We start from the raw sequence: 20560 nt of genomic DNA, 5'->3' as shown, positions 1-20560 counted from the left end.
TCATACGGTATGGCGTATGATTTTTCTTTTATACATAGTTTGGTAAAATAGTAGTAATTGTAATTTATTGTAACGGTGGGGATGAAAATGTTAGAGCAACTCATAATTGAATTGGCTAAATCAAAGAAACAGGTTGAAGATATAAAAGGTAATAAATCTTATTTGATTATAAATAAGGATGATGAAGGGTTATACGTTGAAACTAAACTTTCATGTGAGCAATATGAAAAGGAAGAGGAAACATCGTCTCAGTTCAAAGTGAACTTTGAACTTCTTAAGAACGTTTGGAAAAAAATTATCGATATGCGTACGGTAAAGAGTCAGGATTTCGGACAAGCCAGTGAATGGAATGCTTTCTTGGTAGCTTTCTTTTCACAGCTTCCATTTGTAGATGTAACGGAATCGGGAGCTATTACATTTAAAGAATTCCAAACTGATAATTTGCCATGTGAGCAGTATCATAAAGTTGTTGGATTTTTGGAAGAGGTAATAAACAATACATACGATCCGAAAAATTTAAGTGATCAAACCAATGGTAATTTGTATAGGGTTAAATCTAAAGGAAGACAAGATTTAAGATTACTGGGATTTTTAAAGGATAATCATAATATTAATACGTCTTTATTAAATGAATATATTGAGGCGGAAAATAAGAATGATGTTATTCGGAAGTTAGTTTTAAAGCAGGAATATTTTCGCATTGTTATGTTTGTACTTAATCTTTTAAGAGAGTATTCGAGAAGGGAAAAGAAAGAAGCTTTAGTACATTTAGCGATGACGATTGTCCGGAACTCTAGAGGGGATAATTTAATGCTAGAATCATTAGCAAAAGAGCGTACGCATAATCTCTTAATGTGGTCTGAGAAATTGAAAATAATTAATGCTGAATGGATTCCAGCCGAACAATACATAAAAAAGAGTGAAGAAAAGGGCGGTAATATGAGTAGTAGTTTACGTGAAGGCTTTTTAAAGATAATGAAAGAATATTTGGATGCAAAAACAGAAAAATTAGCAGGACACAAATTAGGGTTAACAGTCCGAAATGATATGGCAACAGAGATCATTCGTTTACCTTTTATAAATGAGAAGCAGTACAGTGTGATAGGCTCGGTTGGGAAAGGGAATTGGGCAACAGTTCCGTGGATTGCACTAATGCATAGAGATATTACAACATCGACACAGAGAGGATATTATATCGTCTATTTATTTAGCGAAGATATGCAACGATTATATTTGACCATTGGACAAGGTGTAACAGAAACAACTAAAGAAGAGATGCAAAAAATTAAAGAAGAGATTCGTGAACAAATACATATGTCTCAAAAGGTGAAAAAAGATGACGAGATCTTCCTAGGGACAAGCCCAAAAGCAAAAGGATATGCGAATTCAACAGCGGCTTATATTGCGTACGATGCTAATAAAATGCCAAGTGAAAAAGAGTTAGTAGAAGATCTAGAAGAAATGCTTCGTTATTATGAGGGATTTATTGCTTACAAAGAGGAAGGGACGAAATATGAAATGATTTATGAGAGGAAAGAAGTGTATTTAGATCAACAATCCATTATCGATCATGTGTCTTCTTATATTCAAAGTAAAGGTTTCTTTTATGAGAAAAAGGATCTTATTAATTTCTTCCTTTCATTAAAGACGAAGCCGTTTGTGATTTTATCAGGTATTTCAGGTACAGGGAAAACGAAAATTGTTCAGTGGTTTGCGGAGAGCTTAGGAGCAACGGAAGAGAATGGACAATTTACGCTTATTCCGGTTCGACCTGATTGGAGTGATAGTTCTGATTTGCTTGGGTATGTGAACCTTCAAGGGGAGTTTCAAGAAAGACCGTTAATTAAGGTTCTTGAAAATGCAGATGCAAATCCAAACAGACCTTATTTTGTAGTGTTGGATGAAATGAATTTAGCTCGAGTGGAATACTACTTTAGTGATTTTTTAAGTGTAATTGAAAGTCGTAAATGGAAAGATGGAAAAATTGTTACGTCACCAGTTCTTCCAGAATCAATTACGAATAAGCATATTACGATTCCATCAAATGTATACATTATTGGAACTGTCAATATGGATGAAACGACACATCCGTTGAGTAAGAAAGTATTAGATCGTGCGAATACAATTGAGTTTAATACAGTTAACTTAGATTATTTTAATTTCTTAATGGATGTAGAAGAGAAGGAAGCTGAAATTGCTTCAAATCGCTCTTTAGAAACTGAGTATCTTCATCTAAAGGAATGTTTTAAAGAAAACGAAGATCTTGTGAGAAATATATCGAACATTTTAATAGAAATAAATAAAATACTTGAATCAGTAGGTGCTCAAGTTGGATACCGTATACGAGATGAAATTTGTTTTTATATGGCATACAACGAACAAGGAAAGTTATTATCATTGGATGAAGCGCTTGATTATCAAATATATCAAAAGATTTTACCGCGTCTTGCAGGGAGCGATGGAAGAACAGAAGAGGTATTAAAACAGTTGTATGTATTATGTGCAAATGAAGAATATGATAGTGGCAATAATGACGCTTCATATGCTAAGTATCCTCGTTCAGCTAACAAGCTGTCTCATATGTTAAGGGGGTTCGAGTATGATGGTTTCACCTCTTTCTGGATCTAATAATGAGATAGAGCTAGTTAAGATTGAAACAGAGGAACTATCATTGACGATTAAGGGAAATCCTTATCATGAAAAATACGAGAGTTTAAAAGAATATCACGCTATGAACGCGGATGAAATGATGTATTTTCATGTAGATGGGAAGACGGAATCCGTTTCTGTATTTGATGCGAGATTGCAGAGGCTAGATGAATGGAATGAACATCCGCCAATCTTTTTTGAAAATAGAAGTTATCAGCTTGTTGTTGTTCCGAAAAAGAACCAACAGCTTTCCTTTTATCATGAACATCCGGGATTTCGAAAGCAAGTTAGTTCTATTCAAATGGGGTCACTTCATGTGTTAATGGGGAATCTTTCATTTCCAAATGAAGTAGGTAATACAAGGTTTGAAATTAAAGATGAGAAAGAAACTTTATTAACCGTTATATTTGAAGTGTTTCCGTCAAAACTTGATTATAAGGATGATTACAGAGCCTTATTAGATGAAGTAAATGATGAAATTTATAATTTAGCGTTTCATTTACTAAAGAGAACTTACTTAGGAGCATCTGCAATTTACGCTACAAATCCATCGAAGAGTGAATTCTATCGTATTTTAAATGATTCCTTTGAACGGTTTATGAAGTCGATCTCTCATATAAAAAGGCAACCGCATCATACGCTTATGACTAGGCATCAACTTGTACGAGGAGAAAAAATTCGTAAATTGGATTCTGTCGGAATGAACTATTTGCGAAAGCGACCACATTTACTGCAAGGAGAAAACAGTATACCGACTAAAGGCATTACAGCTTATAAGGAAGTGTCTTATGATACGTTAGAAAATCGATTTGTTAAATGGATGATTCAAAGAGTCGTACATAAAATAGATGACTTACTTAAGGCGCTAGAACCAAAGTCTAGATATACACGTGGTGTAACTGATGAAGACTTGTTAGAACGTGTGAAAAATATGAAGTATCGAATGAAAAATGAATTGAATGATCCATTTTGGGAAGGAATCGGAAAATTAGATCGCTCAGTCTTTTCACTTGTTATCCAAATGGCGGCAGGATATAGAGATGCGTATCAAATATTCTTAATGCTATCGCGAGGTTTAACATTACGGGGACAAATCTTTAAAATGTCGGTAAAAGATGTCGCAAGGTTATACGAATATTGGACATATTTAAAACTCGGACAAATTCTATCAAAAAAATATATACCGCTCCATCAAGATGTTATTCAAGTGAAACAAGATGGTTTATATGTAACGCTAGATGAAAGTAAAAATGCAAAAAGAACGTTCAAACATCCAGAAACAGACGAAGTAATAGAACTTTACTTCCAGAAAAGAAACAGTGGGCTACCAACAGTTACACAAAAGCCAGATACGATGCTCGCTATTGAGAAAAAGGGAAAGAGCTATCAATACCAATACATTTTTGATGCGAAATATCGAATTGATTTTGCTGAAAAAACTCATTACAAAAGGAAGTATGGCACCCCTGGTCCAATGGAAGAAGACATTAACACAATGCATCGTTACAGAGATGCACTAGTGGTAGAACAAGAAGGACCATTTGAACGAACTGCTTACGGGGCGTACGTACTATTCCCATGGAACCAAGAGGAAGCATATGAGAATCATCCATTTTATAAAAGTATAGAAAAAGTAAATATCGGTGGCTTCCCGTTCTTACCAAACGCAACAAGACTAGTCGAACAGTTTCTAGATCATCTCATTGAAAAAAGCCCAGAAGAAATTATAAGAGAAGGCATTCTTCCAAGAGGTACAAAAGAAGAATGGCACTCTTCAATAGAAGAAAAAGTATTGGTAGGCAGCGTGAAAACTGAAAGTGACTATGAAACATATAGGAAAGAAGGTTTATATCGGTTACTAGTCACACAGCTAAAACCAGGATGGCAAGAGGCGAAGTACATAGCATTATATGCACCGAAAAAATGGCATGGAGAAAAAGGTGGAATTCAATACGTTGCCAAAATCAAGCATATTCAAATGCAACAAAACGATGATTATGTACATTTCGAACTAGAACCATGGAAAAAACTAGACCACCTCATCCGCCCAGTAGGATATGGCATTCAAACATACACAATAACAACTATGTCGTTATTAAAAGAAGTACAAGAACTCCCAGAACTCTTCATGAAATCAAAAGAAGAACGAACTCTTTGGAAAACACTACGCCGTTTTACGAAGCAGGTTAAAGTTGAGTTGGATCATCGCAATTTAGATGAGGCTTCTGCTATTAAGAGTTATTATGTGCAGGATGTTCAGATTTGGGTTGATTATGAGAATGAGGTTGTAATGGTGGGGGGAGATGGGCGAGTTAAGGAAGTTCCTTTGGAGTTGGTTGTTGGGAGAGGATCGGTGTTGTTTAGGGAGGTTTTAGAAGTGCTAAATGTTAAAGAATAGCACTTAGATACAAAGGTGATTAAGTCATGGATAAAGGCCAAATTTATTTTTGCATGGAACTAATGATTTTAGGTGAAGTGGAGAAACATTTAAATATTATAGATAAATATTAGTTGGATAAAGTGTATTGTTAGCTATGGGAAGAAGAGCATATGAGGTATATGCTCTTCTTTTTATTTGTAAATAAAGTGGATGTAAAATTAAAATGATGACCTCCACCCTGTCAAGGTAAAGGTCATATTTTATTTATATTGGTGTTACTAAATTTAATCTATATAATCCTCTTGCACCTCCCCAAACGTCACCCCCTAACCTAAAGAAGACAAATTAAAAGGGGGATAAAACCACTCATGAAAACCACCACAAAAGAAAAAGAAACACCATCATCATGCTACTACTCTCAGCCGCAATAGGAATTTTTTCACCACTACTCATGTACATCACACTGGCACGGAAAAATGAAGTGTACAAATATCATTGCCGAAAGGCGTTCAACTTTCATTTGTTAATTTTTCTTCTATTTAATATTAGTTCGCGTATTAGTGATGTTTTGTTTTGGATCGTATTTGCCTTAGAGGTTGTTCAAGTGATCATTGTTGCATGGAAAGTAATACGCGACGAGCCATATCGTTATTTCATTCGAATTCCTTTATTTAAAGAAGATAAGTACGCTGTGGAAGGAGAATAGGTGATGAAAAAAGAAGTGGAGATAAGGAGAAAGCGAATTTTTATTATGATTGGTGTGTTGTTTATTGCGATTTATATTGTTTTACGAAAAAGAAAGTATGAGTACTTTTATGATGGTATTAGTGAGTATGAAAATCGTTATAGAGGGAATGTTCCTTTTTTATTATTTGTTGTAGGTTTGTTTCAATATTGTAGGCAGAATGAGATGAGTTTTTCTCATATGCTTCAGTATGTGAAAGAGAAGTTAGCGGAGTAGGTGATGATATGGCGTGGATGATTAGTGAGTTTGCAAGTGTTGGGGATGTTACGGTGCGGACGCTTCGTTATTATGACAAGATTAATTTATTAAAGCCGAGCGATTATACTGAAGGCGGGCATCGGTTATATACGAAAGATGATTTGTATGCGCTGCAGCAAATTCAATCGTTTAAGCATCTCGGTTTTTCGCTTGGGGAAATTCAAAATATTATATTGCAGCGTAATGTAGAGACGGAAGAATTTTTAAGGCAAATGCATTTTCAAAGGGAATTGCTTTTAGCAGAGCAGGAAAGAATTGCGAAGGTGCTTTCGCATATGGATGAGATGACGAAGAAGTTTCAAAAGGAAGAACGAGTGGATGTTGCTTTGTTTTCTTCTTTTCTGCAAACTTTTATATGGGAGAAAGAAAATAAGGAATGGTTAGAGGAACATTTTTCAAAAGAGAGTGTTCAAGCTTTTTATAATAATAAGGAATTAAAAGAAGAGTTTGATCAGCGTTTTATGGATGTGATAGGGAAGTTGAAAAAGTATAAGGTAGAAGAGAAGGATCCGAGTCATCAAGATGTTCAAATTACCTTGAAGGAATTTCTCAATGTAATAGAAGAGGTAACGAACTATCTTGATACACCTCAAAGTGATATAGAGGATATAATCCAAAAATCAAACCTCCCACTATCCGAATTCCCAACGCTCTTCACAACTGAAGAAGAAAACTATATAAAAGAAGCAATGCAGCAGTTTAACACCTAGTTAAACTGCTTTTCCATTATAATAGAAGAAAAACCAACGGAGGGAACCCCCCATGCCAACCTACAACAAACTAATCCGAAACAAAATCCCACAAATCATAAAAGCTAACGGAAAAACACCCACAACAAGAATCCTAAATGAAGACGAATACATAAAAGAAATCTGCAAAAAAACACAAGAAGAACTAACCGAATACCTAGAAGCAACAACAAAAGAACATAAACTCGAAGAACTATCCGACCTCCTAGAATTAATCAACGCCCTAGCCGAACACGAAGGCACAACATTAGACGAAATCAATAGCATCCGTAAAAAGAAAGCAGAAGAACGAGGCGGCTTTTCAAATCGAGTCTTCCTAATCGAAGTAACCGACAACTAGCCCCTCATAAGCCCCTTGCAAGCCCCTACCAAGTAATAAATCACTAAGAAAAAACACAACAAAACAAAAACACCAACAAACACCGTAGTAGTAGTCGAAAAAAATTTTTGAAATAACACGCCAAAAACCCGGCCATCCTCCCATATATATTATGAAGAGGTTTTCACTTTTGAACGGAGACGGGAGGAATTAGGATGGCGGTGTATCGTACTGTGCAGGTGAATTTTTGGCAGGATGATTTTGTTTTGGATTTGACGCCGGAGGAGCGGTATTTTTATGTTTATTTGTTAACTTGTTCGAAGACGACGCAGTGTGGGATTTTTCCTTTTCCGAAGCGGTTAGCTGAGATGGAGACGGGTTATAATCGGGAGACTGTTGATAAGCTTGTGCAGCGCTTCATTGATTATGGGAAGATTCTTTATGATGCAGAGACGCGGGAGTTATTCGTTTTAAATTGGCTTCGTTATAATCCTGTGACGAATACGAATGTGGAGAAGTGTGTGCTCCGTGAGCTTAAGGGTGTGAAGAATAAGGAGTTTGTACATATGTTTCTTCAGAAGTGCGTGGAGGAGGAGCTGAATGTTCCGATGCTTTTAGCACATTTCGGTATGCCTAGTGATTCGGCCGTTCATGATGTTGATCCGGTTTGTGAAGAGGCGGAAGAAGAGGTTATAGAGGAAGAAACGGGAAGTCGCGTGTTTTCTTTTTTCGAGCAACATTTTGGTAGTTTGTCTCCTCATACGGTGGAGGAACTGAGTGCGTGGATGGATGATTTGTCAGAGGAGCTTGTGCTTAAGGCTCTTCAAATTGCGTTTGAGAATAATAAGCGGACGGTTGCTTATGTGAAGGGGATTTTGAGAGGGTGGCACGGGAAAGGGTTTACGAAAGTGTCTGAGGTTGAGGCGGATACGTCGAAGTTTCGGAAGAAGGAGTCGTTTGTTAGTAGCGGAGAGACAGAGAATTTTTTGGCGAAGTGTGAGGAGTGGGAGAAGAATGTACCGTCTGAGGAAGAGTTGCAGCGCTTTTTAGCGGAACGAGGGTGGCGTCCATGAGTATTCAAAATGTGGAGGCGGAAAAGACGGTGTTAGGTTCTCTATTACTTGATGGAGAGCTTATTAAGGAGTGCCGTTTGACGGAGCAGTATTTTTCGATGCCAGTGCACAAGTCTATATTTCAGCTGATGCGAAAAATGGAAGAAGAGGGGCAACCGATTGATCTTGTGACGTTCATTTCTAGGGTAGATCCGAAGTTTTTAGAAGGGATCGGGGGAATGGAGTATTTTATAGGGTTAATGGATGGGGTGCCTACAACTGCCAACTTCTCTTATTATGAGGGGCTTGTTCGAGGTGCATGGAAAATGTTTCAGGCTGGCGTTCTCGGGCACAAGATGGGAGAGCGTCTTATTGCGGAGAAGAATGAGAAAATTATTGGTGAGACGATTACGGAACTTTGTGAGTTAGAGGAAAAGGACTGTGTATGTGAGTTTGATTTGAAGGATGCGTTAGTTGGTTTGTATGAAGAGCTTCATCAAGATACGAAAGAGAATACTGGTATTGAGACTGGTTATACATCGTTAAATAAGATGACGTGCGGATTGCAGGAAGGTGATTTTGTTGTTCTTGGTGCGCGTCCTTCTATGGGAAAAACGGCGTTTGCGTTAAATGTTGGACTGCATGCGGCGAAGTCTGGAGCGGCGGTTGGATTATTTTCATTAGAGATGAGTAGTAAGCAATTGTTAAAAAGGATGGCGTCGTGCGTAGGTGAAGTATCAGGAGGTAGGCTGAAAAATCCGAAGCACCGTTTTGCGATGGAAGACTGGGAAAAGGTGAGTAAGGCGTTTGCGGAGATTGGTGAGTTACCACTTGAGATTTACGATAATGCAGGCGTTACGGTGCAAGATATTTGGATGCAAACTCGTAAGTTAAAGAGGAAGCACGGTGATAAAAAGCTTTTAGTTATTGTAGATTATTTGCAGCTTATTACGGGCGATCCGAAGCATAAGGGCAATCGGTTTCAAGAGATTAGTGAAATTTCTCGTAAGCTTAAGTTATTAGCGCGTGATTTAAATGTTTGTGTAGTAGCATTGTCGCAATTGTCTCGTTCTGTAGAGTCACGTCAAGATAAGCGCCCCCTTTTATCTGATTTAAGAGAGACAGGACAAATTGAGCAAGACGCGGATGTCATTATGCTTATGTATCGCGAAGATTATTATGATAAGGAAACGATGCAGAAAGAGATGACGGAGATCCATGTGGCGAAGCATCGGAATGGGCCTGTGGGGAGCTTTAAGCTACGATTTTTGAAGGAGTTTGGGCGGTTTGTGGAGATGGTGAATAAGGGATAGGACTTGGTAGTATGAAACAGGATATTATTAACTCATTTAGATGATGCGGATGTGGAATAAGAGATTCTTACTCCGCATTCCTCCTAACCCCAACCCGCAACAACCCCTTAAAATCCACCTCAGCAATCAACACACTCAACAATATAAGTGTCGCCCCTAAATACCCTTTCCCTGTCAGTGTTTCACCTGTGAAAACAAAGGCAAATCCTGCGGAAAAGACAGGTTCTAATGAGAAGATAAGTCCCGTATGTGTAGGCGTCGTGTATTGCTGGGCGATAACTTGCACGATGAAAGCGACTGCGGTGCAAAATATGCTTAAGGCTAAGATGATTAGCCATGAGTTGGTTGTGCTAGGCAGTTTTGGTGTTTCGATAATGAATGAAATAATAAGACTAAATAGGCCGACGAAACCGAGTTGTATGACTCCAAGTGCAATTGAGTTCACATGTTTTGTTACGCTGCCAGTGATGATGACGTGAATCGCATAAAATAAGGCTGACAGTATGCAAAATATATCGCCATTACCGATCTTGAATTCGCTAGTTAATGTTAATAAGCCGATTCCTATTATCGTTAAAAAGATTCCTACTATAACTTTCTTTTCCGGGATGTGTTTTAAAAATATAGCTGATAATATCGGAATGAAAATGACTGTGAGACATAGTAAGAAGCCAGCGTTAGAAACACTCGTATACTTTGTGCCGAAAGTCGCGAAAATGTAAACGATAAATAAGACAGAAGCGAGTATAAAGGCATATTTTACAGTTTTAAAATCGACTTTGAATAAATGTTTGTAAAATATTAAACCTGATAAAAGAAAGGCAATAATAAATCGTAATGCGATTAAATTGTATTCTTCTATGCCTTCAAGTCCAACCTTTGTAAGTAAGATGGATGCACCCCAAAAGAATGTAACTAGTAGTAGCCCTAAATCCGCTTTTAATTGTAGTTTCATTTCTATTCCCTCGTTATGTATAAATTTTATAATCCCATACCCCTATCCCCATTTTTCATTTTAATATTAATTCTGAATATTTGTAACAAAATTTATCGACGTTTTATTCTATAGTTACGTACGACTTAACGTTATCTACCGCAAAAACATTAGCGAAGTTAAATCCGAACATGACATTCATTTACGTATCCGGTAGCGGCACAGATAGTACAGAATCAGGACGTACGATGTGGGCGAGAGTGAAGGGACGAACGGAAAATGAGTTATTACGTTTACCTTTCAAAGCTGCGTATATGTTTAGACCAGGATTAATCATCCCGGCAAATGGTGCGAAATCAAAAACGAAATCATATCAATTGATGTATGATATTATGAAGCCTTTTAATCCTCTTTTGAAGAGATTCGGCAGTGTTATAACTTCTGAACAATTAGGAAGAGCGATGGTGCGAGTTGGGAAAGGTGGGTATACCCATTCGATTGTTGAAAGTTCGGATTTGAAGAAAATCGGTATGTAATATGTACAAAAAAACGCCTATTTCATATAGGCGTTTTTTGATGGTGAAGTTATTCCTCTTCAAACTGAAAAATATCCCGATTAATAAGTTGGTGGAAATATTGATCCATTTCAGCTGCAGAAACTGTTCTTCCGTTTTGAAACCACCACGCGCTTAATGATGTAATTACTCCTGAGTAAAATTCAATGATTAAATCATTTGGCATCGTATGATTTTTACAAAGTCGATTTAATGCTTCTGTTTCTTGTTTTCTCGTTTCATGGCTTAAATAATGCGTACGGCTAATAAATTGTTCATCAGACATTTGCGTCTCTAATATTTTACCGATTTCTTCATGATGTAGGAATTGTTCCATCACTTGAAATGGCTTACTTAATCGATCTGAAATCGGTATTACAGCAATGATCTTGCTGTATCGTTTAAATCCAAATGCTAATAAAGAATCTTTATCTTCAAAGTGTTTATAAAAGGTCGTTCGGTGTACCATCGCGCGATCGCATATTTGGTTAATCGTGATGGTACTATATTTCTGTTTTGATTGCGTCATTAATTCAAATAAGGAATCCCAAAGTAATTTATGTGTACGTCTAATACGTAAATCAAGTTGTTTTTCATTGTCGTTCATCTACAATTCTCCTTTTTTGTAGCTTAAATATACAATGGCTTTAAATTGATTCTCCCTTTTTAATCTACATATGTATATTATATTACATGTGTTCCGGCGTATTTAAAACTTTTTAAGTAAGAAACAGGAGGAGAATCTGCAAATGAATATAACAACTAAGAGCCCTGCAAGTGGCAAAGTTGATACTTCTAATATGAAACATACCCCCATTTTGATTGCATTACTTTTAGGGGCAATGGTTGCATTATTAAATGAAACGTTACTTGGTAATGCGTTAACAGTATTAATGAAAGAATTTGACGTAACAGCTTCAACTATTCAATGGCTTTCTACAGCTTACATGTTGGTGGTTGGTGTTTTAGTACCAATTACAGCGTTACTTCAGCAATGGCTCACAACGAGACAAATGTTCTTGATCGCTATGGTAACGTTTTTAGTCGGTACATTAATTGCGGGATTCGCACCGACATTTTCCGTTTTATTAATCGGGCGTATCGTCCAAGCAGTAGCGACGGGGTTAATTTCACCGTTATTAATGAATACGATTTTAATTATTTGTCCGCCTGAAAAACGTGGTGCCACAATGGGATTAATCGCACTCGTGATGATGTCAGCTCCAGCAATTGGTCCTACATTATCTGGAGTAATCGTTGATTCACTAAATTGGCGCTGGTTATTCTACATTGTTATTCCTATCGTGATCATTTCCATTGTAATTGGAATGAAGTACATCCAAAATGTTTCAGAGTTAACAAGGCCAAAAGTAGATTATCCATCTATTCTTTTATCGACATTAGGATTTGGCGGGATTGTGTATAGTTTTAGTGCATCAGGTGATTTAGGATGGTCTGATACGAAAGTGTACGGTGCTTTAATTGTTGGGCTTATATCACTATGTATTTTTGTCGTTCGACAATTAAAAATTGAGAATCCAATTTTAGAATTACGCGCATTTAAAGTTCCGATGTTTACAATATCAGTTGGATTAATTGTCATTGTTATGATGTCGTTATTTTCAACGATGACTTTATTACCGATGTTCCTGCAAACAGTTTTACTCGTTACAGCCTTTAAATCAGGATTAATAATGCTTCCAGGAAGTATTATTAGCGCCATAATGGGACCAATCGCAGGTAAACTATTTGATAAATTTAGCCCGAAAGTTGTTATCGTTCCTGGTATTGTGTTAGTAGGTATTGCAATGTTCTTATTTAAAGGCATTACTCCTGATACATCAATGCTACAAATTATTGTCATGTATAGCGTATTAATGGTCGGACTCATGTTTGTCATGACAGCACAAACATATGGTTTAAATCAATTAACACCGGATTTATATCCGCACGGAACAGCGCTGTTTAATACGTTACAGCAAGTAGCCGGCGCAATTGGTACAGCTATCTTTATTTCGAAAATGTCTTCAGGAACAACTAAGTATATGGAAAGCTCTGCAAATCCAATGGATCCAGTAGAGAAGTTAAACGGTTTAACATCCGGATTCCAAGGTGCATTTACACTAGGGTTAATCTTTATCGTTATTGCTTTTGTTGTATCGTTGTTCTTAAAAGAAGAGAGAGAGGAAGTAAAGGCAGCAGGGGTTTTACAGAACGAAAATTAAGGTTTATATAAAAAAGACATCTTTACGATTAAAGATGTCTTTTTACATTTCTTTCGTAATGTCATACTGCAGCAATTGCTTTTGATCGTAAAACTTTTCGAAAATAATACCCATTACGTAGAAGAACAATAGTCCGAAGCAAATGTGAATGAGTGTAAATGTAGCTCCGAATGAAGAAAATTCATACACCATAATTGGTAATTTCGCAGTTGTCCAAACGCCTAAGAAAAATACGATGTACCTAATGCTTGCGCCTTTTTTTAATAGTAGTGCTGCAATTGGAAAGGCAACGTAGAGGGGACCCGCTGCAATGCCGCCTAATAATAGAGAGAATAAGATTCCGTATATACCGGATTTTTCGCCCATATATTTCATGAGCGTCTCTTTCTTCACCCACTGATCGAGTAACCCTACAAATATTAGGACAGGGGGGAGTAGAAATAGCATATCTAAAATACTATTCCCTGTTAGCTGTAATGCGCTCCATCCTAAAGATTGGTTAATAAAAGTTAATAAGAGAAGCCCAAGCAGTAATACGAAAAAGAAGCGATATCTTTTTAGTTCTTTCATACCATCACCACCCAAATGATATATGAGAATAGAAGTGACATGAGTAATGCAGATGCATTACGAGCGTAAGCAAAGCTTCGTCCGAATATCTTTTGTTCCATTGGTAAGGTTGTAATTCCTACTGACATGAGTGTAGACATAAGTGCCGCAACTTGAGGAAGCCCTGCACCATGTTGGACTAACGTATTACCAAGAGGAAACACGACAAAGCTTGGGATAAGTGCAACGGAGCCGAGTATTGCTGAATAAATAATACCTAACAATCCAGACTGTTCTCCAATGATGGAAGAGATGAAGGACGGTGTTAAGATAGAAAGTGATAGTCCAACGAACAGCATAATGGAGAGCATGGCAGGGAGAAGGTTTTGAAATATTTTCCATGATTTTAATAGGGCAGCTTTCGTTTTATTCCGATCCTTCATAAAAGAAATCCCCGTAAGAATAATGGCCAAAGTGTAAAGAATAGCGCCATTAATCATGATTAGATTCCTTTAAGTCTTTATATTTGTTTAGGAAAAAGGTTAAGTTTTTCATTTTTCCCTCAATATCTATTTGAAAATCCGCCAATTGTTCCTTTCCAGCAGGCGTAATTTTGTACATCTTTCTCGGTTTGTCTTGATGATCTGTACTTACATAAGATTCAATAGCGCCTTCGTTTTCTAATTTCTTCAGCGTGCGGTAAAGGATGGCACTATCGATTGGATTGACTGGAAGTTCTTCTTCACATTTCTGAAGTAGCTGTCCGCCATAGTTATCACCTTCTGCTAAAAATAACAAAAGAAATGCACCTGTATGTCTTCCTGTATGTTTCATGAACATACCTCCTAGAATGAATTGGAATTTATACTGTTAATGACAGTATACTGTTGTTAACAGTATATGGTGCATGAAGTGCTATGTCAATTTAAAAATGTTGATTCGTGCAAAGGGGGATTCCTGTTCTCATCTTTCTAAATAACAAAATAAAAGCCACTGTTTTCTTGTGACAGTGGCTTTCATAGTTGGTAAACTACTATATTACGCTTAGGGAATCTCGCCTTTTGATAGTAACACATATATGTTAGTTGCATATTGAGAAATAAAAAAAAGACACTCTCAAGAGTGCCTCTTATTAGCAGCTGATTCCGCCGCCCCAACAGCTAGCGCCAACGATGATTAATAAGATAAAAAGCACAACAAGTAAGGCGAATCCACCGCCAAAACCACAGCCTCCACCACAACTACCGCCATAACCCATATTAACTCCTCCTTCCATAAAGTCCATATATTAATGGATTTATATCACTTTATGTTTTTACGGATAAACTTGAGCAGGTCCCTTTGAAAAATAAAAGTACTCGGTATTTTAAGAGAGTTGACGAGTGTATTTTTGTCACGAGTATTCCGCTGATTACATATGTTATTTTATTCTGTGTATTGGGGGAAGGAGGATCTTTATGGCTAATTCTGAGATGATTTTACGTTTACTTACGGATTTAAAGATTGAACAGCAAGCTTTAAGAGAACAGCTAGAGAAAATGCAAACAGCTTTGACTATTCTTGAAGAAAAACAAACTACTCCTGAAGAGAAATCAACTATTCTTGAGGAAAAACCAGCTGCTCCAAAGCAAAGAGCTTATTCTGGACGCCCAACATCGTTTCGTGATTGGAGAGCATCTTCTCAAAAGAATTAAGGGATCCTGTGATAGTAAGTTACAAAATCACAAATGAAAAAGTACAGTCTACTGTAGTTAATACAGAGGCTGTACTTTTTGTTGTGTTAGTAAAAGTGGTTTATCTATTTTATATTTTCTTTGACTATTCCACTTTTAACTCGATCCCTTTACCCAACATATCTCCATTAACTTTTAAAGTTAATCCTTGCGTATTTTTCGGCACATCGAATACAATGTTCCCTTCCGAATTTTCATGAGGATTAAGAACACCAAATTTTAATGTAGCGGTATTGGCGGCTTTCAGTGTTAATTGAAATTTATTAGAAATGTGATATTCTCTTCCGATTCCGTCAATTAATTTAAAGCTGTTGCTATTTAGTGTAATAGGTTCCTCTTTATCATTATGCACTCTGACGTCTAATACTTTAAATACACCTTGTGCTTGAACTTCTCCATTACCTATAACATCTAATGAATCGACAGGGCCTATAGAGATGTATACATCAGAAGAATTTCCACTGGTTGGAAATTCTTTTTGAGGATCCTTGTTGCTAAGTTCATCATTCTTTGTTTCTTTAGAAGTCTCTTGTTCGTTTTTCGTGTTACTGCTAGATGTATCATGTGAACCGCAAGCGGATAATCCAAATAAGAATGTGCTACATAATAATGATGTTAATAACCTTTTGTTCATATGTTGTTCCTTCCCTCCAAAATAAAGCACTTTCATGGGTGCCATAATGATCTAATAAATTTATATTTTTCTTTATTTGTATTAAATGTTACATTTTATTATATTGGTTTTGGGATAAAAAGGAAACTTGATGTAAATAAAAAAGACACTTTGCAGTGTCTTTTTTATTTGAGTTATGCGCATTGCTTATTAAGACGTTAGTTTCTCAGCCTGAACATGAGTAACTATGTAGGGCGATTTAATTATAGCATTTTAACCAATAATGGGTCTATATGGAATTTGGATAATGGATACGTTTGATTATTCGGAATGACAGATGTTGTATATTGTGTTGGGATTTGATCCATTAAAAGTAGTAGACAAGGTAAAGGAGTATACCTTATTTCATAATTTACACAAATTGTGTAGAAAAGTATGGAGCGATATTTCCCTTTACACGAACATAATGGTGTAATATAGTTTAGTTAAGTTAACTAAACTATATAATGAAACGAAATAACAGCATGACTGGAGGAAGAATGCTATGACTAGATCGTATAAAGAAGTAATTAATGAAATGAATCGAGCCTACAATGACTTCTACATTTTACTATTTCAGGAGTTAAAGGATGAGTTCGGTCTTACAGGGCAGCAAGAGAGCATGCTATTTTATATCAATTTAAATGAAAACACGACAGCAAATAACATTGCGACTACTTTTAATATATCGAAAAGTGCTGTGAGCCAAGTATTATCGAAATTGGAAAAACAGAAGATGATTTCGAAACAAGTAAACCCTAATAATAAACGGGAGTATTTCCTTACACTTGGTACAAACGGTAGTAAGTATATAGAGCGGTTGTCTGAGTTAGATGACGTATTAATTGAGAAATATTTTTCTAAAATTGATATCGAAGCTTTAGAGCAAATGACTGATACGTTAACGAAAATAAATAAAGTGATATTGGAAGAAAAACAGAAGGGCATTAATCCGAATGAGTAAGAAAGTCCATATGAAGGGATTAGTAGAAAGGAGGAGAAGCGTGTTATGAGTTACATACCAAATATGATTACGATAGCAAATTTTGTATGTGGGCTTTTGGCTATTTATGCTGTTTTCGTTCACGATATGTATTTGGGAGCAGTTTTTATTGTTACAGGTATGTTATTTGATTTTTTTGATGGCATGGTCGCTCGGAAACTTGATGCTGTTTCGGAAATTGGCGGAGAGTTAGACTCATTTGCGGATTTAGTTACTTTTGGTGTAGCACCGTCTATTCTTGCATATAGTGTCGCTTTAAAAGACTTACAGTTTATCGGGATGTTATGTGCGCTTGCTTACAGTGTTTGTGGAATGCTGCGGCTTGCTAGATTTAACACACAACAAAGTAAACTCCCGACATTTATAGGCATGCCCATTCCATTTGCGGCAATGTGTCTCCTTATTTTATGCTTTTTGAATAATCCAGTTTCCGTGGCGTTGGGTACATGTATACTCGCATATTTAATGGTGAGCAAAATCAAATTCCCACATTTTAAAAAAGATATATCGGAAAAATTGGAGTCTGAAAGATGGAATTAGTACAGCAGGTTATAACAGACTATGGTTACCTCGCTATTTTTTTGATGCTTCTTCTTGGAATTGTAGGATTACCAATCCCTGATGAAGTCATAATGACAGTAGTAGGTTACTTTACGAATATTAATGTCCTAAATTATGAACTTGCCATTTTAGTCAGTTTTGTAGGAGCGTTGTTGGGTACGGTGATCAGCTACATGATAGGCAAAAAGGCAGGGCGTCCTTTCATTGATAAGTATGGAAAATGGATTGGTTTGAAGGAAAAGAGAATGAACAAAGTTGCAAAATGGATGGAGAAATATGGACCCTATTCTCTTGTTTTTGGGTATTTCATTCCAGGCATTAGACATATAACATGTTACCTTTCAGGCGTTAGCAAAATGAATTTGAAAACGTATATATTGTTCGCTGCGATTGGTGCATTTTTATGGTGCTTCACTTTTATTACTATCGGCAGAGGCGTAGGAATTATTCGTGAATAAGAAGACGTTGAATGATCGAAAAGATTCTAACTGGAAAAATTAACTTTAAAATGATTCAAGACAGTTTTGACAACATGGAACTGATTACTTGTAAGTTAGGGTTCTCAGAAACTCCCCCGTGTTATTGGGGAGAGAGATAAAAGATGAATAGTAGTAGACATAATTAATGATACGTAAATACAATGAGAGAGGTAAAGGAGCATAACATGATTCGTATGGCACTAAAATCATTTAACATACAAATATATTGTTTGCTAGGCGTGATGTTATTGGGGTGGTTTATGACACCTTTCTCAGCCCAGTTTGTAGGGATAGGCATTGGCCTTTTGGTGAGTATGTACTGCGCATGGATTTTAGGAAGGCGTATTGAAAAGTTCGGAGATAGCATTGTAAAAAAAGAAAAAGCACCGATGCTTGGAATGATGAATCGCTTTGCAGCCGCGATACTCGGTGCGATTATTATGTATGAAATTGAACATCATAAGTTCATGTGGACATTTGCTGCTGGAATTATGGGTGGGTATTTCTTGATTATTATTAATTTAGGATATTACAGTATGAGAGATGCGAAGAAATAAAGTGTTGTGTAAATAACTAATTTGGATGACTTGAATGTATAAACCTAAAAACTTTCCTTTATGGAGAGCCTTTTTATTATAAAGAAAAGACACCCATATAAGAGTGTCTTTTCCAATAGTTTTTTAGCAGAAGCAAGAAGCTCCAACAATGATCAATAAAATAAACAATACAACTAATAAAGCAAAGCCGCCGCCACAACTACTACAACTACCACCAAATCCCATAATAGTTCCTCCTTTAATAAGAGGGGAAAACAAGGGTTCACTCATGTATTTTAACGGATTCAAATTACTTTATGTTTTTTACGCAATAATTGAGCAGGTCCTTTTGAAAATAAAAAAAGACACCTTAAGGTGCCTTCCTCCGACTTGTGATAGCACCTCATCGCTATTAAGCTAACAAAACAAAATATCTCTCCTAGAATGAAAAAAATACGCTATTCTTTCTGTAGAATCATAGGAAGTAATGGCGTTTTTGTATTTGTTTTCTACAAAGTCCCCTCATTCTCTGAATTATTTCCGTACCCGAAAATGACCTTCCATTCTTTCACGAGATGAGGGGAATAGTCTAAAATTTAACATTTTATCTTACATTTTCCGTTGAAAATAATTATCATTATTGTTAAATTTAATTACGATAATGATAATTGTTATCAATATTTAAGGGGGGATTTTTTTCCTTTACGAGATGGGAGATGCTTAATGTTATGAATGTATTATCAAGGGGTCTGGAAAAGCAATTATTTCAATTATTAGTTACTTTAATGCGCGTTCTTTTTGGTATTGGGTGGTTTTGGGCAGGAATAACAAAGATTACAGAAAAACATTGGTTTAGTGAACCGGGGATTTTTCTTAAACATTATTTCATAATGGCACTAGTAAAACCAAATGTTCCTGAATTTTATCATGATTTCATTCAATACATAGCACTTAAACATACTATGTTCTTTAACTATGTGATTCCTATCGTCCAAATTATAGTTGGTATATGTATGATAATAGGATTACTAATTATTCCTTCTGTTTGTATTTGTCTTTTTATGCATATTAATTTTATTCTCTCAGGTAATATGAATTTAATAAGTCTTACATTATATACAAGTGCATTTGGAATATTATTCTTTTTAGAACGTAGTTACGTTTTAAGTTTCGACCGTTATTTTAGAATTGAAAAATACTTTAAATCAAACAAACAAACTATGCAATATTATTCATCAAAGGTTTCTTAAGGGGATTCCTTTCTATCACGACCAACTTAAAAAAATTCCCTAAAATGAAAAATACGCTATTCTTTCTGTAGAATTATAGGAAAGGATGGCGTATTTGAATTATTTCTCTGCTTAAAAGTTGAAATTAAAAAGAACCCCATAAATGATAAACCATGCCACTAACAAAAAACACTAATACTAAAAACAAAACAATTAAAGCAAGTACTCTATTTTGATTATGTTCCATAAAATTAGCCCCTTTTAGATTTATTTTTATATACAAAAAAGCCTTTAGTCGTAATTATGGCTAAAGGCTTTGAGCATTATACTTTTTAGTTTATAAAATTTGGAATTTACGTTATTAAGCTATTCAGCAGACTGTAAGATTATCAGTAATAGTACGTGTGAGATTGAAATAAAGGCTGATAGTTTCTATCCAAGCTTTTCATTTATGTATGATGCGCAAGAGTTATTTGTTATTGGTGGAGAAGAAAAGTGGTCAGATATTCATTATATAAAAAGGTTTTTCCATCATGAGCAGATTACAGATGAGCTAACTATTGATTTAAGAATAGGTGTATGAATTGGTGATGGGTTTTTTAATTATATAAGTTTTGAATCTAAGGAATTAAAGTTAGTT

General features: G+C 36.0%; 23 protein-coding genes and 2 pseudogenes. 17 read left to right on the top strand and 8 right to left on the bottom strand.

From position 1 onward, the window contains the following. The first annotated feature begins 87 nt into the window (after positions 1–87). From MRBLBA3_RS18385 to dnaB, 8 genes and pseudogenes are all read left to right on the top strand, one after another. Positions 88–2628 carry an McrB family protein gene (locus MRBLBA3_RS18385; protein ID WP_363382812.1) on the top strand — a complete coding sequence of 847 codons (2541 nt, stop codon included), beginning with the start codon at positions 88–90 and terminating at the stop codon, positions 2626–2628. Then, positions 2603–5047: a restriction endonuclease-like protein gene (locus tag MRBLBA3_RS18380; protein ID WP_363382915.1), complete on the top strand. Its 2445-nt coding sequence runs from the start codon at positions 2603–2605 to the stop codon at positions 5045–5047. The genes MRBLBA3_RS18385 and MRBLBA3_RS18380 overlap by 26 nt, the downstream gene beginning before the upstream one ends. Positions 5048–5397: 350 nt before the next feature. Further along, a pseudogene (locus tag MRBLBA3_RS18375) lies at positions 5398–5735 on the top strand (DUF4870 domain-containing protein). A 3-nt stretch (positions 5736–5738) separates the two neighbouring features. Further along, positions 5739–5990 (top strand): hypothetical protein, encoded by a 252-nt coding sequence (locus MRBLBA3_RS18370; protein WP_044738286.1) that lies wholly within the window; start codon positions 5739–5741, stop codon positions 5988–5990. A gap of 8 nt (positions 5991–5998) precedes the next feature. Beyond that, entirely contained in the window at positions 5999–6742 is a 744-nt protein-coding gene (locus MRBLBA3_RS18365; RefSeq protein WP_363382808.1) for a MerR family transcriptional regulator, read from the top strand. A 52-nt stretch (positions 6743–6794) separates the two neighbouring features. Beyond that, positions 6795–7121 (top strand): nucleoside triphosphate pyrophosphohydrolase, encoded by a 327-nt coding sequence (locus tag MRBLBA3_RS18360; RefSeq protein ID WP_363382805.1) that lies wholly within the window; start codon positions 6795–6797, stop codon positions 7119–7121. Between the two features lie 194 nt (positions 7122–7315). Beyond that, complete coding sequence (locus MRBLBA3_RS18355; protein WP_044738288.1) at positions 7316–8173, top strand: DnaD domain-containing protein; 858 nt, start codon at positions 7316–7318, stop codon at positions 8171–8173. Further along, entirely contained in the window at positions 8170–9465 is a 1296-nt protein-coding gene (dnaB, locus tag MRBLBA3_RS18350) for a replicative DNA helicase (RefSeq protein WP_363382802.1), read from the top strand. The genes MRBLBA3_RS18355 and dnaB overlap by 4 nt, the downstream gene beginning before the upstream one ends. A 67-nt stretch (positions 9466–9532) precedes the next feature. On the opposite strand, the gene MRBLBA3_RS18345 is transcribed toward dnaB, so the two are convergent. After that, entirely contained in the window at positions 9533–10420 is an 888-nt protein-coding gene (locus MRBLBA3_RS18345; protein WP_363382800.1) for a DMT family transporter, read from the bottom strand. 170 nt (positions 10421–10590) lie between these two features. Between MRBLBA3_RS18345 and MRBLBA3_RS18340 the strand changes: the two genes are divergently transcribed. Beyond that, entirely contained in the window at positions 10591–10935 is a 345-nt protein-coding gene (locus tag MRBLBA3_RS18340) for a hypothetical protein (protein ID WP_363382797.1), read from the top strand. Between the two features lie 49 nt (positions 10936–10984). On the opposite strand, the gene MRBLBA3_RS18335 is transcribed toward MRBLBA3_RS18340, so the two are convergent. Further along, a complete protein-coding gene (locus MRBLBA3_RS18335) occupies positions 10985–11560 on the bottom strand; it encodes a TetR/AcrR family transcriptional regulator (RefSeq protein WP_363382794.1) in 576 nt (191 codons plus the stop codon). 142 nt (positions 11561–11702) lie between these two features. On the opposite strand from MRBLBA3_RS18335, the gene MRBLBA3_RS18330 reads away from it, so the two are divergent. Beyond that, positions 11703–13178: an MDR family MFS transporter gene (locus MRBLBA3_RS18330; protein ID WP_363382791.1), complete on the top strand. Its 1476-nt coding sequence runs from the start codon at positions 11703–11705 to the stop codon at positions 13176–13178. A 42-nt stretch (positions 13179–13220) separates the two neighbouring features. Here the strand turns inward: MRBLBA3_RS18330 and MRBLBA3_RS18325 are convergent, their stop codons facing one another. From MRBLBA3_RS18325 to MRBLBA3_RS18310, 4 genes are all read right to left on the bottom strand, one after another. Beyond that, complete coding sequence (locus tag MRBLBA3_RS18325) at positions 13221–13748, bottom strand: permease (RefSeq protein WP_363382788.1); 528 nt, start codon at positions 13746–13748, stop codon at positions 13221–13223. Beyond that, a complete protein-coding gene (locus tag MRBLBA3_RS18320; protein ID WP_256491781.1) occupies positions 13745–14227 on the bottom strand; it encodes a hypothetical protein in 483 nt (160 codons plus the stop codon). Before MRBLBA3_RS18320 ends, MRBLBA3_RS18325 begins: the two co-directional genes overlap by 4 nt. Then, a complete protein-coding gene (locus MRBLBA3_RS18315) occupies positions 14220–14561 on the bottom strand; it encodes a PadR family transcriptional regulator (RefSeq protein ID WP_044738296.1) in 342 nt (113 codons plus the stop codon). Before MRBLBA3_RS18315 ends, MRBLBA3_RS18320 begins: the two co-directional genes overlap by 8 nt. A gap of 298 nt (positions 14562–14859) precedes the next feature. Next, positions 14860–14985 (bottom strand): YjcZ family sporulation protein, encoded by a 126-nt coding sequence (locus MRBLBA3_RS18310; RefSeq protein WP_016128830.1) that lies wholly within the window; start codon positions 14983–14985, stop codon positions 14860–14862. A 199-nt stretch (positions 14986–15184) separates the two neighbouring features. On the opposite strand from MRBLBA3_RS18310, the gene MRBLBA3_RS18305 reads away from it, so the two are divergent. Further along, positions 15185–15421, top strand: a complete 237-nt coding sequence (locus MRBLBA3_RS18305; RefSeq protein WP_000013685.1) for a hypothetical protein — start codon at positions 15185–15187, stop codon at positions 15419–15421. Between the two features lie 124 nt (positions 15422–15545). On the opposite strand, the gene MRBLBA3_RS18300 is transcribed toward MRBLBA3_RS18305, so the two are convergent. Then, positions 15546–16094: a DUF4352 domain-containing protein gene (locus tag MRBLBA3_RS18300; RefSeq protein WP_363382783.1), complete on the bottom strand. Its 549-nt coding sequence runs from the start codon at positions 16092–16094 to the stop codon at positions 15546–15548. Between the two features lie 523 nt (positions 16095–16617). Between MRBLBA3_RS18300 and MRBLBA3_RS18295 the strand changes: the two genes are divergently transcribed. From MRBLBA3_RS18295 to MRBLBA3_RS18280, 4 genes are all read left to right on the top strand, one after another. Further along, the gene (locus MRBLBA3_RS18295; protein ID WP_000198620.1) at positions 16618–17076 is read left to right on the top strand and encodes a MarR family winged helix-turn-helix transcriptional regulator; all 459 of its coding nucleotides are present in this window, start codon (positions 16618–16620) and stop codon (positions 17074–17076) included. Between the two features lie 45 nt (positions 17077–17121). Further along, entirely contained in the window at positions 17122–17655 is a 534-nt protein-coding gene (gene pssA / locus MRBLBA3_RS18290) for a CDP-diacylglycerol--serine O-phosphatidyltransferase (RefSeq protein WP_363382779.1), read from the top strand. Next, positions 17646–18134, top strand: coding sequence for a DedA family protein (locus tag MRBLBA3_RS18285; protein WP_000424600.1), 489 nt, complete (start codon positions 17646–17648; stop codon positions 18132–18134). Before pssA ends, MRBLBA3_RS18285 begins: the two co-directional genes overlap by 10 nt. A gap of 206 nt (positions 18135–18340) precedes the next feature. Continuing rightward, positions 18341–18712, top strand: coding sequence for an ATP synthase subunit I (locus MRBLBA3_RS18280; protein ID WP_097808490.1), 372 nt, complete (start codon positions 18341–18343; stop codon positions 18710–18712). A 123-nt stretch (positions 18713–18835) separates the two neighbouring features. Here MRBLBA3_RS18280 and MRBLBA3_RS18275 read toward each other — a convergent pair whose 3' ends face one another. Beyond that, complete coding sequence (locus MRBLBA3_RS18275; protein WP_000505688.1) at positions 18836–18937, bottom strand: YjcZ family sporulation protein; 102 nt, start codon at positions 18935–18937, stop codon at positions 18836–18838. A gap of 482 nt (positions 18938–19419) precedes the next feature. On the opposite strand from MRBLBA3_RS18275, the gene MRBLBA3_RS18270 reads away from it, so the two are divergent. Next, positions 19420–19941 (top strand): DoxX family membrane protein, encoded by a 522-nt coding sequence (locus tag MRBLBA3_RS18270; protein ID WP_044738323.1) that lies wholly within the window; start codon positions 19420–19422, stop codon positions 19939–19941. Between the two features lie 331 nt (positions 19942–20272). Beyond that, a pseudogene (locus tag MRBLBA3_RS18265) lies at positions 20273–20503 on the top strand (hypothetical protein); the annotation flags it as partial. Positions 20504–20560 lie beyond the last annotated feature (57 nt).

The sequence above is a fragment of the Bacillus sp. LBA3-1-1.1 genome, from assembly GCF_040676495.1.
In the GTDB taxonomy this organism is placed as follows: Bacteria; Bacillota; Bacilli; order Bacillales; family Bacillaceae_G; genus Bacillus_A; species Bacillus_A nitratireducens.
The sequence above is the reverse complement of the archived record's forward strand: the minus strand, read 5'-3'. Positions and strand labels throughout refer to the sequence as shown.

Bases quoted from the DNA above. Each gene is read 5' to 3' on its own strand.
- MRBLBA3_RS18320 (WP_256491781.1), bottom strand. From the start codon at position 14,227: ATGATTAATGGCGCTATTCTTTACACTTTGGCCATTATTCTTACGGGG.
- MRBLBA3_RS18300 (WP_363382783.1), bottom strand. From the start codon at position 16,094: ATGAACAAAAGGTTATTAACATCATTATTATGTAGCACATTCTTATTT.
- MRBLBA3_RS18385 (WP_363382812.1), top strand. From the start codon at position 88: ATGTTAGAGCAACTCATAATTGAATTGGCTAAATCAAAGAAACAGGTT.
- MRBLBA3_RS18330 (WP_363382791.1), top strand. From the start codon at position 11,703: ATGAATATAACAACTAAGAGCCCTGCAAGTGGCAAAGTTGATACTTCT.
- MRBLBA3_RS18280 (WP_097808490.1), top strand. From the start codon at position 18,341: ATGATTCGTATGGCACTAAAATCATTTAACATACAAATATATTGTTTG.
- MRBLBA3_RS18345 (WP_363382800.1), bottom strand. From the start codon at position 10,420: ATGAAACTACAATTAAAAGCGGATTTAGGGCTACTACTAGTTACATTC.
- MRBLBA3_RS18335 (WP_363382794.1), bottom strand. From the start codon at position 11,560: ATGAACGACAATGAAAAACAACTTGATTTACGTATTAGACGTACACAT.
- MRBLBA3_RS18315 (WP_044738296.1), bottom strand. From the start codon at position 14,561: ATGAAACATACAGGAAGACATACAGGTGCATTTCTTTTGTTATTTTTA.
- MRBLBA3_RS18285 (WP_000424600.1), top strand. From the start codon at position 17,646: ATGGAATTAGTACAGCAGGTTATAACAGACTATGGTTACCTCGCTATT.
- MRBLBA3_RS18295 (WP_000198620.1), top strand. From the start codon at position 16,618: ATGACTAGATCGTATAAAGAAGTAATTAATGAAATGAATCGAGCCTAC.
- MRBLBA3_RS18275 (WP_000505688.1), bottom strand. From the start codon at position 18,937: ATGGGATTTGGTGGTAGTTGTAGTAGTTGTGGCGGCGGCTTTGCTTTA.
- MRBLBA3_RS18310 (WP_016128830.1), bottom strand. From the start codon at position 14,985: ATGGGTTATGGCGGTAGTTGTGGTGGAGGCTGTGGTTTTGGCGGTGGA.
- MRBLBA3_RS18325 (WP_363382788.1), bottom strand. From the start codon at position 13,748: ATGAAAGAACTAAAAAGATATCGCTTCTTTTTCGTATTACTGCTTGGG.
- MRBLBA3_RS18380 (WP_363382915.1), top strand. From the start codon at position 2,603: ATGGTTTCACCTCTTTCTGGATCTAATAATGAGATAGAGCTAGTTAAG.
- MRBLBA3_RS18365 (WP_363382808.1), top strand. From the start codon at position 5,999: ATGGCGTGGATGATTAGTGAGTTTGCAAGTGTTGGGGATGTTACGGTG.
- MRBLBA3_RS18370 (WP_044738286.1), top strand. From the start codon at position 5,739: ATGAAAAAAGAAGTGGAGATAAGGAGAAAGCGAATTTTTATTATGATT.
- dnaB (WP_363382802.1), top strand. From the start codon at position 8,170: ATGAGTATTCAAAATGTGGAGGCGGAAAAGACGGTGTTAGGTTCTCTA.
- MRBLBA3_RS18360 (WP_363382805.1), top strand. From the start codon at position 6,795: ATGCCAACCTACAACAAACTAATCCGAAACAAAATCCCACAAATCATA.
- MRBLBA3_RS18340 (WP_363382797.1), top strand. From the start codon at position 10,591: ATGACATTCATTTACGTATCCGGTAGCGGCACAGATAGTACAGAATCA.
- pssA (WP_363382779.1), top strand. From the start codon at position 17,122: ATGAGTTACATACCAAATATGATTACGATAGCAAATTTTGTATGTGGG.
- MRBLBA3_RS18270 (WP_044738323.1), top strand. From the start codon at position 19,420: ATGAATGTATTATCAAGGGGTCTGGAAAAGCAATTATTTCAATTATTA.
- MRBLBA3_RS18355 (WP_044738288.1), top strand. From the start codon at position 7,316: ATGGCGGTGTATCGTACTGTGCAGGTGAATTTTTGGCAGGATGATTTT.
- MRBLBA3_RS18305 (WP_000013685.1), top strand. From the start codon at position 15,185: ATGGCTAATTCTGAGATGATTTTACGTTTACTTACGGATTTAAAGATT.